The sequence below is a fragment of the Pseudomonas sp. genome (genome assembly GCF_037994325.1).
GTDB lineage: Bacteria > Pseudomonadota > Gammaproteobacteria > Pseudomonadales > Pseudomonadaceae > Aquipseudomonas.
The window spans coordinates 1-4,461 of sequence record NZ_JBBNAH010000634.1; the positions used below are offsets into that span (position 1 = coordinate 1).

Sequence of the window (4,461 nt, forward strand, 5' to 3'; positions counted from 1 at the left end):
TGGCATTGATGAGGGCGCGGGCCCCAATTCACCGACCGGTTCGCAGATGCTTTTCGAAACTCAAAACAATGGTGTAGAGGTCGTTAAACGTCTCGAGGATGTCATCACCTTTCGCCTGAGTTCCGAACTGGTCAATTCCGGTGAACGCATCATCATTTGGTACGACGGCGTCTATGCGGCGGAGGTCTATAAAGGAACGGTGTTTTACTCAACAGTGGTTGACGTACCGGGAGGGAAAAACTTTTTCCCTAACTGGAGCTCAGTCCCACTCGACACAGTAGTGGCAGTTGGGGTTGTCGACGGCAGACCGGGAGCAGCATTCGGAACACCCGCCACTGCGAAGGAGATACTCTATAACGATATCCCGGAAGTAGAAGAATGACCTGCGCGCAAGCCAAGCGCTGGAGCTAGAGCAACGGTGTGAGGCAACCACCGCATCACTTGCGTTGGTTGCCCTCGCAAATTCAATAGCTCCCTCTGCCTCATCGGCCTTAAGGCTTGCCGCGCTTGCGAAACTCCACCGGTGTTTCGCCGACCCAGCGTTTAAACGCGCGGTAAAACGTGCTGGGTTCGGAGAAACCTGTGCGCTCAACGATCACTTCAATGCGCTCGTCAGTCTTGAGCAATAGCTCCTTGGCCAGTCGGCAGCGGTAGTCGGTAACCAGGTCGTTAAAGCGCACACCGGCCATGGCCAGACGCTCGCGCAAGCGCCGGGGCGGCATATTCAAGCGCCCCGCCACTTGTTCCAAGGTGGCGCCGCTGTCCACAAGCAGCTCACCAATGAGCTCGCGCACTTGGCGAACCAGGTCCAGGCGCTCCACCTCGGCCAGTTGTCGACGCGCCAGAGATTCGTGCATACGCAGTAATTCCGGTGCCGCATGGCGCGAGGCACGCTCGAGTACATCGGCATCGAATTGCAATGTGTAGCGCTCAGCACCCAGCTCGGCCGGACAGCCGTAGACCGCAAGGTATTTATCCAGCGCCGCGCCTTCGTGGTGAATCAGTTGCACCAGACGCGGTTTGAATTGGCCCTCGGTCAGCGCAGCAAACAGGCGGATAACCGCACCGGCGAGCATTTCCGGAAAGTGCCGAGGTACGCCGGCAGGCATGCCTAGCTGCAAAGTAGCGAGGTCCCCATCGACTTCCAGGCGTGCGTTAAGGGTGTCCGAAAGCAGGCGCACGTAGCGCAAGGCATGGCGCAGGCCATCGCCAAAGGTTTCGCTGGAAAGAAACAGGTACTCCAGCAGCAGCCCATGGAAGGCCGGCAAATGCTGAGCGAGGTACAGCCCCACATCCTCTTCGCCGCATTCTTGGCTAGCCGCTTTCCAAAATAACGCCTGCGCAGAATGCGGGAAACGCCCGGCCGGCAAGCCACCCGGCGGCAAACCGACCCGCGCCAGCACGCGATCAGGGTCGGTGCCGCTGGCCCGCAGGGCGTCGATAACCGGGCGCATCAGCGCCACATCGTCGGTCAGATCACGCGTCATTTTTAGGATTCTTATAGGTTCATGAGGCGCGGCCATCTTAGGCAGTTTTACCCCGCAGGCTCAAGGCCGGGCAGTACCTTGAAACAGGCTATTGGCTGGCATGCCGCGCAGGTGTGCCAGCCGGCCAATGCTGCGCGGCGCTGGCAGTCTAAGCTGCTGGCATCGCCTTGCGTATAAAGAGAGGAGACCTCATGGCCACCACTTGGCTCGATCTACCCACTGCCCCCGCCCTGCCAGGGTTGTTTGCCCGTGCCGCACTCCGCCGTGGCGTAAAGGGGCAAACCCTGCCGGATTTTGGTTTACGTACCTCCATTAGCGTTGATCCAAAGAAGCTGGAACGCTATCGACAGCTTTGTGGCTTTAGCGACGACGGCCACCTGCCACCGACCTACCCGCACATCCTCGCCTTCCCCCTGCAAATGCAACTGCTCACCGACCCCAGCTTTCCCTTTCCGCTGCTTGGCCTGGTGCATTTGGAAAACCGCATCCGTGGCGTGCGTCCGCTCGGCGGTATGGGGCCGTTTACCGTCAGCGTGCATGTGGAAAACCTGCAACCCCATGAAAAAGGCGCGGTATTTAGTCTGATCACCCGCCTGGAGGATCAACTCGGCCTGCTCTGGGAAGGCGATAGCCGCATTCTCTGCCGCGCACTGAAATTACCGGGGCAGCCAGCCGAACGCGGCGAGGAAATCACCCTGCCATTGGAAGACATCGCCCACTGGCAGGCGCCCGCCGATATTGGCCGCCGTTATGCCGCAGTGGCTGGCGACTACAACCCCATTCACCTGACGGCGGTTACTGCCAAATTGTTTGGCTTTCCCCGCGCCATCGCCCACGGTCTGTGGAACAAGGCCCGTACCCTGGCGGCCCTGGGTGAACGTCTGCCAGCAGCGGGCTATGTGGTGGACGTGCGTTTCCAGAAGCCGGTGCTGCTGCCCAGCGCCGTTACGCTGCAAGCCAGCAACCCGGCCAGCAGCGGCCAATTCAAGCTGATCGGTAACAACGATTTGCCGCATATGAGCGGCAGCTGGCGAGTGATCTAGCTCGCGTGAAACAATGCGGCCCTTCAGCCTGGAGCGCCGCATGAACCTCGACGAACTCACCTCGCGCCTGCACGCCATTCGCGACCGCAACGACTGGCGCGGTTTCCATAGCCCGAAAAACCTGGCCATGGCCGCCAGCGTGGAAATGGCCGAGCTGGTGGAGATTTTTCAGTGGCTCAGTGAAGACCAGTCGCGCCAACTGCCAGCGGATGAACTGGCCCACGCCGGCCAGGAAGTTGGCGATATCGTGCTCTACCTGTTGCTGCTGTGCAGCGAGTTGGGCCTGGATATGAACGAAGTGGTGCGCGCCAAGCTGGCCGACAGCGAGCGGCGGTTCGGCAGATGAGCGACCGCCATTTCGACGAGTTGGCCACGCGTTTTGCCGAGAAAATCTATGGCGGTGCCAAGGGCGCCATCCGCCTGGCCGTATTGCAGGCTGACCTGGCTGAGGCATTACCTGAGCGGCCACTGCGCATTCTTGATATCGGCGCAGGGCTTGGCCATATGTCGCTGTGGTTGGCCGAACGCGGCCATCAGCTAACCGTGACCGAACCGGCCGAACCCATGCTGCAAGGCGCCCGCGAACGCTTCGCCGCCGCCGGGCAGACCGCCACGTTTATTCAGGCGCCGTGGCAGGCTTTACCGGAGCAACTGACTGAGCGCTATGACGTGGTGGTTTGCCACGCCGTGCTGGAATGGCTGGCCGAGCCCCATTCGATTCTGCCCGTGTTGCACCAGCTCACCGCGCCAGGTGGCTGGTTGTCGCTGGCGTTCTATAACAAAGACGCGCTGATTTACCGCAACCTGCTCAAGGGCCATCTGCGTAAATTGCGCAAACAGGAATTCGCCGGTGAAAAGCAAAGCCTGACTCCGCAAATGCCGCTGGACCCACGCGAACTGGCAACGCAACTCGCCGCCCTTTGGCGGGTCGAAAGCCAAAGCGGCGTCAGGGTGTTTCACGACTACATGCCCAGGGAGTTCCAAGCCAAAGCCGAACTGGCAGACCTGCTGGAAATGGAGCTGGCGCACCGCCGTCACCCCAGCTTTATGGGCCTTGGTCGTTACCTGCATTGGCTTTGCCGCCCGCTGTAAAACACGATCTGGAGCGCATGATGAAACGCCGTTTGCATCTGCTGATCTGCTGCTTGGGTCTGGCCGCCTGCCAGAGCCAAAACCCCTATACCGCCACGTCCAACCCGCTGCCGCCGGCACCGCCACAGGCTGCGCAAACCCTTGACCTCAGCGCCTACCCGGCCGCGCCGCGTGATTACGGCCGCTATCAAACCTGGACGTGGGACAACGGCCGCCTGCCTGGCGGTAGCGCTGGTGCCACGCCGGAACAGATGGCCGATATTCTCAGCAACAGCCTCGACCAGCGCGGCCTGCGCCCAGCCCGCCAAGGCACCGCCGCGGATGTCACCGTGCGCGCCGATGTGCGCGTGGAACGGCGCCTGCGCCAGGTGCAGGACGACTACGGCACCTACTATGGTCGAGGGCCTTACGGTAACAACTACGGTGGCATGTACGGCAGCGTGCCGATGGTGCGCACCTATGAAGAAGAGGTGCAGGTGGTGCGCGTCGAATTGCTCGACCCGCGCAACGGCCAAAGCATCTGGAATGGCAGCGCTGAATCCACTAACCGTGGCAGCCAAAGCGAGCGCGTGGATGCCTTGCGCTCGGCAGTAAACAAAGCCCTTAGCGCCTATCCACCACGCTAGCGCGTCCTAACCACGTCTAAACTCAAGCGCACACCCCGCGCTGAGAAGGGAGAACCACCATGACTGCCCGTCTGCTGTTAGTGCCCCTGCTGTTGCTGCTGGCCGCGTGCCAAACCACGCAGCTGGATCAAGACTTCGACAAAACCCGCGACTTCGCCGCCTACCGCAGCTTTACCTGGAAAGAACCGGCGCTGCAGTACAGCCCCGATGACC

General features: G+C 61.0%; 6 protein-coding genes and 1 pseudogene. 6 read left to right on the plus strand and 1 reads right to left on the minus strand.

The genetic code is table 11. From position 1 onward, the window contains the following. The coding region (locus AAAB16_RS20870) for a hypothetical protein (RefSeq protein ID WP_340665056.1) at window positions 1-382 on the plus strand (382 nt) is incomplete at its 5' end. Between the two features lie 109 nt (window positions 383-491). Here the strand turns inward: AAAB16_RS20870 and AAAB16_RS20875 are convergent. After that, complete coding sequence (locus AAAB16_RS20875; RefSeq protein WP_340665057.1) at window positions 492-1,487, minus strand: AraC family transcriptional regulator; 996 nt, start codon at window positions 1,485-1,487, stop codon at window positions 492-494. Between the two features lie 191 nt (window positions 1,488-1,678). On the opposite strand from AAAB16_RS20875, the gene AAAB16_RS20880 reads away from it, so the two are divergent. From AAAB16_RS20880 to AAAB16_RS20900, 5 genes and pseudogenes are all read left to right on the plus strand, one after another. Continuing rightward, the gene (locus AAAB16_RS20880) at window positions 1,679-2,530 is read left to right on the plus strand and encodes a MaoC/PaaZ C-terminal domain-containing protein (protein WP_340665058.1); all 852 of its coding nucleotides are present in this window, start codon (window positions 1,679-1,681) and stop codon (window positions 2,528-2,530) included. Window positions 2,531-2,570: 40 nt separating this feature from the next. Continuing rightward, window positions 2,571-2,876: a MazG-like family protein gene (locus AAAB16_RS20885; protein WP_110617089.1), complete on the plus strand. Its 306-nt coding sequence runs from the start codon at window positions 2,571-2,573 to the stop codon at window positions 2,874-2,876. Continuing rightward, a complete protein-coding gene (locus tag AAAB16_RS20890) occupies window positions 2,873-3,622 on the plus strand; it encodes a methyltransferase (protein ID WP_340665059.1) in 750 nt (249 codons plus the stop codon). Before AAAB16_RS20885 ends, AAAB16_RS20890 begins: the two co-directional genes overlap by 4 nt. A gap of 20 nt (window positions 3,623-3,642) precedes the next feature. Beyond that, window positions 3,643-4,248, plus strand: coding sequence for a DUF4136 domain-containing protein (locus tag AAAB16_RS20895; RefSeq protein ID WP_340665060.1), 606 nt, complete (start codon window positions 3,643-3,645; stop codon window positions 4,246-4,248). Window positions 4,249-4,307: 59 nt separating this feature from the next. Then, window positions 4,308-4,461: pseudogene (locus tag AAAB16_RS20900) on the plus strand (DUF4136 domain-containing protein); the annotation flags it as partial.